Origin of the sequence: Mycobacterium sp. E342, from assembly GCF_001667665.1 — a bacterium.
Classification (GTDB): domain Bacteria; phylum Actinomycetota; class Actinomycetes; order Mycobacteriales; family Mycobacteriaceae; genus Mycobacterium.
The window spans coordinates 1-5,102 of sequence record NZ_LZJM01000082.1 but is presented as its reverse complement, the minus strand read 5'-3'; the positions used below and the strand labels follow the sequence as shown (position 1 = coordinate 5,102).

4 protein-coding genes and 2 pseudogenes are annotated in these 5,102 nt (G+C 67.6%); all 6 read right to left on the bottom strand.

Going from position 1 to position 5,102, the window contains the following annotated elements; all coding sequences use genetic code 11:
- The coding region (locus tag A5692_RS05380) for an MMPL family transporter (RefSeq protein WP_156765935.1) at positions 1 to 994 on the bottom strand (994 nt) is incomplete at its 3' end.
- A complete protein-coding gene (locus A5692_RS05375) occupies positions 991 to 1,437 on the bottom strand; it encodes an MmpS family transport accessory protein (RefSeq protein ID WP_197514364.1) in 447 nt (148 codons plus the stop codon). The genes A5692_RS05380 and A5692_RS05375, both read right to left, overlap by 4 nt.
- A 170-nt stretch (positions 1,438 to 1,607) precedes the next feature.
- Entirely contained in the window at positions 1,608 to 2,216 is a 609-nt protein-coding gene (locus A5692_RS05370) for a TetR/AcrR family transcriptional regulator (RefSeq protein WP_156765936.1), read from the bottom strand.
- A 49-nt stretch (positions 2,217 to 2,265) separates the two neighbouring features.
- Positions 2,266 to 4,347, bottom strand: a complete 2,082-nt coding sequence (gene ligA / locus A5692_RS05365) for an NAD-dependent DNA ligase LigA (RefSeq protein WP_068052998.1) — start codon at positions 4,345 to 4,347, stop codon at positions 2,266 to 2,268.
- A gap of 36 nt (positions 4,348 to 4,383) precedes the next feature.
- Positions 4,384 to 4,658, bottom strand: a pseudogene (locus A5692_RS28025) (ArsR/SmtB family transcription factor).
- A 9-nt stretch (positions 4,659 to 4,667) separates the two neighbouring features.
- Positions 4,668 to 5,102 (bottom strand): annotated as a pseudogene (locus tag A5692_RS05360) (methionine synthase); the annotation flags it as partial.

Sequence of the window (5,102 nt, the reverse complement as noted above, 5' to 3'; positions counted from 1 at the left end):
CGAGGATGCCCAACGCGGCTGGAATGCCCAGACTCTGGAAGTACGGCAGCCGGGTAAAGCTGAGGCAGGCCACGGCGCCGGCAACGGTGAGCCCCGAACCCAGCACGATGTGCGTCGTGCCGTGATACATCGTGTAGAAAGCTCTTTCGCGATCCTCGCCGGTTCCGCGGGCCTCCTGGTAGCGGCCCACGAAAAATATCGCGTAGTCCGTTCCCGCGGCAATCACCAACAGCGTCAACAGGTTCGTCGCGTAGGTCGACAACCCGATGACGCCGGCGTTTCCAAGAAACGCGACAAGGCCGCGCGCGGCCGACATCTCGATCAGGACCGTGGCTAGGACCAGCAGCGTGGTGAGCACCGAGCGGTAGACGAAGAACAGCATCAGGGCGATCACGCCGACGGTGATCGTGGTGACCTTCGCGGTCCCCTTACTGCCGACGTCGAACTGATCGGAGATCAATGGCGCCGCACCGGTCACGTAGGCCCTGACGCCCGTCGGCGGCTTCAAGTGCTCGACGATGTCGCGCACGGCGCCGACGCCCTCGTTGGCCAAGGCCGAACCCTGGTTACCGGCGAGGAAGAGCTGGACGTAGGCGGCCTTGCCGTCGCTGCTCTGGGATCCCGCCGCCGTCAGGGTGTCACCCCAGAAGTCTTGAACGTGCTCGACGTGCTTCTTGTCCTGCTCGAGCCTGCGAACCATCTCGTCGTAGAAGCGATGTGCGTCCGCGCCGAGCGGCTTGTCCCCTTCCAACACGATCATGGCCGAGCTGTCGGTGTCGAACTCGTGGAACTTCTCGCCGATTCGCTTGATCGCCTTCAGCGACGGGGCGTCGGGCGAGTTCAGCGCAACGTTGTGGGTTTTCCCGACGTCTTCCAGCTGCGGCACCGCGATGTTCGTGAGCGCGGCCAGGCCCAGCCAGAAGAGCAGGATCGGCAGGGCGAGCCGGCGGATGGTGCGCGGGACGACGGCCCGCGGCTGTTCGTGGTTGCTCATCCGGATTTGTCCAGACAGTAGGTGTAGGCGTCGACTTTGTTAACGGTGCGTTGGTCTTTCACTTCGCCGTTGACGGTGATGCGGCAGCCGAGGGTGTCCCCGTTGCCCTGCGCGACGACGTTACCGAGCACCGCGGGCTCGGTCGTGGTGATTGTGAACGACCACGGCAGCGGGGCGTCCTTGACTTGTTGGGGCTGGGCGTTGACATCAAGGTAGTTGATGGTCGCGGTCGCGCCCGGCACGCCGAACACCTCGAGCACCACCCGCTTGGGATTGAAGGGGACGATCTCGTTCGAAAGGCCGCTGTTGGCCGACGTGTTGCTGTTCGAACCGAAGATTCCGTGCAGGCGATAGATGGCGAATCCGGCAAGCGTGATGACCAGCACCGCGACCAGCACCATCCACCCTCGCTTGACAAGCGATGCCACCGAAATCCCCTTCACCCGTTCACCTTTCGATCATCGGGCGACACGACCACCCTCTTGGCGGGGGCGGGTGCCGACGGGCCGGGCCTGATCGACAGCTACGACAGTACGGTACGGGACCGTACTGTACAAGAGACGCGCGCGTACACATTCGACGAAAGAAGGCCGGCCCGCCGGTGGCCGCGCCGTTACCGGACGGTTCTGGTCAGACCCGGGATGAGAAAACCGTCGACCAGCGCCTGCACGGTGCGACGGGTGGGCGGCCGGTCCGGAATGATGGACCGGAAGATCAGGTAGCCGGGCAGCAGGTCCCAGAGTTCGTCGGTGATGGCGTCCGGGTGAATCTCGCCGCGGTCCACCGCCTGGTTCAAGACGTGCTGGATCAACGCCTTGCGCTGGTCGAGAAACTGATGCTGCATGGCCTCGTTGAGCGCGGGGTGGCGCGACACCTCGACCATCACCGCGCGGATCGTGCTCGCGTGCCGGCCGCCCTCCTGGCAGATCGTCTCCCCCAGTCGCAGCAGATCGCCGCGCAACGTACCCGTGTTCGGCGGCACCGAGACCTGGCGGACGCCCTCGATGAAGGCGGCCAACACCAGCTCGGCCTTGGAGGGCCAGCGCCGATACACCGTGGCCTTGCTGGCGCGGGCGGCAGCGGCGACGGCGTCCACGGTCAGCTGGTCATAGCCGTGTTCCTGCAGCAGGCGCAGGGTCACCGCCAGAATTTCGGCCTCCCGCGGCGACCACGGTGATGCCGGTGCGCACGGGTCCGCCATCTGGGTCATAGCGCCCACGATAGAGCCGCTTGGGCGGTGCGGCCCAAATTTCGGGTGAGGTCGTGATCGCCTAGTCCGCCGGAGCGTCCGGCGGCCCCTCGGCCAACAGTTTCCGGAAACCGTCCTCGTCGAGGACCGGGACGCCGAGCTCGACGGCCTTGTCGTACTTGGAACCCGGCGCATCGCCGGCGACGACGTAGTCGGTCTTCTTCGACACCGAACCGGCGGCCTTGCCGCCGCGCGCGATGATCGCCTCCTTGGCATCGTCGCGCGAAAAGCCCGCCAGCGAACCGGTGACGACAACGGTGAGCCCTTCCAGCGTGCGGGCCACGCTGGCGTCGCGCTCGTCGGCCATCCGCACCCCTGCGGCCCGCCATTTGTCGACGATCGCGCGGTGCCAGTCGACGGTGAACCACTCGGTGAGCGCGGCGGCGATCGTCGGCCCGACGCCTTCGACCGCGGCGAGCTGCTCGGTCGATGCCGACATGATCGCGTCGAGGCTGCCGAATTCGGTGGCCAGGGCGCGCGCGGCGGTCGGTCCGACATGCCGGATCGACAGCGCCACCAGGACGCGCCACAGCGCCACCGTCTTGGCCTTGTCCAGGTTGTCGAGCAGCCGCCTGCCGTTGGCGGACAACGCGCCCGCCTTGGTTCGGAAAAGCTCGGTGCGCAGCAGGTCGTCCTCGGTGAGGGTGAACAGGTCGCCCTCGTCGGCGATCACCCCCGCCTTCAGCAGTGCGGTGGCCGCCTCGTAACCCAGCCCCTCGATGTCGAGCGCCCCGCGCCCGGCGACGTGAAAGACGCGCTCCCTCAGCTGCGCCGGGCAGGACCGGGCATTGGGACAGCGGATGTCGGCGTCGCCCTCCTTGGCGGGGGCCAGCGGGGTGCCGCATTCGGGACACGTTGTGGGCATGACGAATTCGCGTTCGGACCCGTCCCTGAGGTCGACGACGGGACCCAGCACCTCGGGGATCACGTCGCCGGCCTTGCGGATCATCACCGTGTCGCCGATCAGCACGCCCTTGCGCTTGACCTCGCTGGCGTTGTGCAGCGTGGCCAGCCCCACGGTCGACCCCGCAACCTTCACCGGCGTCATGAAGGCGAACGGCGTGACGCGCCCGGTGCGCCCGACGTTGACCCGGATGTCGAGCAATTTGGTCTGCGCTTCCTGGGGCGGGTACTTGTACGCGACCGCCCAGCGCGGCGCCCGCGACGTCGTCCCCAGCCGGCGCTGCAGCGCGAAGTCGTCGACTTTGACTACGACGCCGTCGATTTCGTGATCGATTTCGTAGCGGTGCTCACCCCAGTAGCCGATCCGGTCCTCTACGGCGGCAAGGCCCTGCACGCGCGTGGTCTGTTCGGCCACCGGCAGACCCCAGGCCTTCAGGACCGTGTAGGCCTCGTGCAGCGTCTTGGGCGCGAACCCGTCGGTGCGGCCGATGCCGTGGCAGATCATCCGCAGCTTGCGCCGGGCGGTGACCGCCGGGTTCTTCTGGCGCAGCGAACCGGCCGCGCTGTTACGCGGATTGGCGAAGGGCGCTTTGCCGTCCTCGACCAGGCTGGCGTTGAGCGCCTCGAAATCGGCGAGCATGAAGAAGACCTCGCCACGCACCTCCAGCACGGCGGGAATCGGCAGATCCGCAGTGGCGGTGAGCCGTTCGGGCACATCGTCGATAGTGCGCGCGTTGAGCGTCACGTCCTCGCCGACTCGGCCGTCGCCGCGCGTGGCGGCGCGTTCCAGCCGGCCGTCGCGGTACACCAGCGACAACGCCACCCCGTCGATCTTGAGTTCACACAAGTAGTGGGGATCGCGGCCGATCTCGGTCTCGACGCGATTGCTCCAGGCGACCAGCTCGTCGCGGTCGAAGACGTCGTCGAGGCTCAGCATCCGCTCCAGGTGCTCGGCCTCGGTGAAGTCGGTCGCGAAGCCGGCGCCCCCGACCAACTGGGTCGGGGAATCGGGGACACGCAGCTCCGGATACCGATCCTCGAGCGCGACAAGCTCGTTGAACATCCTGTCGAATTCGGCGTCGGAGACGATCGGTGCGTCCTTGATGTAGTAGCGGAACTGGTGTTCGCGGACTTCACCGGCCAGTTCCTGCCACTGCCGCCGCACCTCGGGCGACACCGAATCAGCCTCTGCTGAGCTCACCCTCGCAGGCTATCCGAGGTCGCTGACAGCGCCGACTCAGTCCTCCTCGTATGCCCGCAGCCGATCCCCGGCCGCGTCCCACCAGCGCGACAGTGCAGTGCCCGGCTGCTGGTCACCAGTCCGGCCGATTCCATCAGCTGCAGGTGCTTGCTGGCCGCCCGCCGCGTGACCGGGATGACGCTGGTGAGCTGCGATGTCGAGCTTGGTCCGCGATCGCAGAGCCGCACGATGATGCGCAGCCGGTTCGGGTCTCCGAGCGCATCGAAGATCGGCGCACCGAGTCCGCCACCCCGGCGACGAAACGCAACCATTTTGGTTGCCTATTGGATGGCGTCGGGGTCCGCGGCGAACGTTTCGGCCGCCTTACGGGCCAGCCCGATCGCCAGGCGGGCCCATTCCGGCGTCGCGCCGGCCAGGCCACACGCCGGGGTGACGCCGATGCGGTCGCGCAGCGCCGAGCGCCCGAAGCCAAGGCGATCGGTCACCCCTACCAGGGCGGCCGCCACCTCTTCGGCCGACGGCCGCCGCTCCGGAGCGCTGCTGGGCACCACCCCCAGCACGATCGTGCGGCCCGATTCGATGAACCCGGCCATACCGTCGAGATCGGCCGCCACCAGGGTGCTCGCGTCCACCGACACCGCACCGATTTGGCTGCCCTGCAACATCTTCCACGGCAATTCCGCGGCGCAGCTGTGCAACATCGCCGCGCCCCCCACCGTGGCGACGCAGGCGTCGAGCAGGGCGACGGCCACCGC